Raw genomic sequence first — 1,338 nt, 5'->3', positions numbered from 1 at the left:
CGAGTCTTTGTATCACAAACCCTATGAAGTGGAGGGTATCAAAGCGCTTTCTTCTTCATCACTCGCGGGAACTGATGTGAATCACAACTTAAGTGTTGATGAAAGTCAGAACTTGCTGGCTGATGAAGGTCTTAAAGATATGTTCGAATATTTCCTATCTACTCTTGGAGAGTATGAACTAGAGCAGGTTATTGCTTCAATCCAAGAAACTATTAAAGCAGAGCTAAGCGAACCGGCTCGTTCACAAGCTCTGGACCTACTTAAACGTTATATTGACTACAAAATCGGTATCGAGGAGCTTCAGCAGGGTTTTGTTGTATACGATTCGGGAGTAAATATGGTCGATAAACTGATAGCTCAGCAGTCTGAGATTAAGACCTACAGAGAGCGCTTCTTTGATCAAGTTGAATATGAAGCATTCTTTGCTTCTGAAGATATCCAGAACAGGTTCTTGATTCAGCAGTTAAAAATCAACAGTGATGAAACACTAACAGCAACAGAAAAACAACAACATATAGAGATAGCGAGCCTTGAACTACCAGAGGACATTAGAGCAACGAGGCAGCGCGCTCAGCAACATGCATTGCTATCAGAACAAGTTAGAAAAATGAAAGCCGATAATGCGCCCGCTAGCGAAGTGTATCAGCTGCGGGAGAACATGCTAGGGAGTGAGGCTGCGGCAGCGCTAGCCGATTTAGACAAACGTCGAGCGCAATGGTCGCAGAGACTTAGCAGCTTTTCCGCTGAGCGAAAAACTGTCTTAGATTCTAGCTTAAGTGAACAAGATAAGGAGCAATCCATTTCTGAACTGTTGGCCTATCACTTTGATGAAACAGAGCGTAAGCGCGTTAGTGCTCTGATGAGTGATGACAGGCTTCCATAGGTGCCAATTCGAATTGAAATGGACAATTAAAGGGCTCAGTCCAGAATGGTATACTGTTACGTACTTGTAGCCAAAAGGTTCGATCTGGCGCGATAAAGGTCGTGATAGACAGAATTCGATCTTACAGACGAAAATGGGGCACTCGGCATAGCAATTCAACACCCACAGGCAAAAAAGTCCGCAAACTCGTCGTTCAGATGGTTTATCTAGATAGGGGTAAAACAGCCAGTTTGAATCTTGAGTCAATGCTGGCTTTTGAGCAAAAGCGGCCTTTTAGTATTGCAGGAATACCCATTTCTTTTTGTTAAAAGCGATCATATTTAAATATCAGAAAATCGCCAGTTGTGAGCGAAAAGGGAAACTACTATATCGAGCGCTCTAGAAGTTAAGTGCCCGTCTAATAACTTAGAATACAGTGACATATTCAGTATAGTATTGCCCTATTTCGCCCATTT

The 1,338-nt window shown here is 42.6% G+C and carries 1 protein-coding gene; it reads left to right on the top strand.

Translation table 11 applies throughout. The annotated features are described in order from the left end of the window. On the top strand, positions 1-883 hold an 883-nt coding region (locus tag A3761_RS01125; RefSeq protein ID WP_156491475.1), incomplete at its 5' end, for a lipase secretion chaperone. Between the last annotated feature and the right edge of the window lie 455 nt (positions 884-1,338).

Source organism: Oleiphilus sp. HI0123, from assembly GCF_001635315.1.
This window is presented reverse-complemented; position numbering and strand designations above follow the sequence as displayed.